Annotated in this window: 1 pseudogene; it reads right to left on the bottom strand. The window is 77.0% G+C overall.

Annotated elements, in window-relative coordinates:
• A pseudogene (locus tag ACX2DJ_RS12990) lies at window positions 1-278 on the bottom strand (serine protease); the annotation flags it as partial.

The following is a 278-nucleotide window of genomic DNA, read 5'->3' on the forward strand; positions in this document are numbered from 1 at the left end:
GGCGCACGACGGCGGCGAGCGTGGCGACCTCCCGCGGCACGGTCGGCTGGTGGTAGATGTCGGGCACGTTCGTCGGTCCCACCGACAGCACGCGCGCCGCCCCCATCGTGAACGGCCCGCCCCAGGGATAGCCCTGCACCACGGCGTCGCCGCCGGCGCCGGGCGTCGCGACCACGGGCAGGGGCGTGGCGTCCAGCCCGTCCACGGCGATCACGGCCAGATCGCCGCTCGGGTCGAAGTACACCACGCGGCCTTCGCGGCCGGCCTGGCCGGGCAGC

The organism is Altererythrobacter chaiwopuensis, from assembly GCF_054957755.1.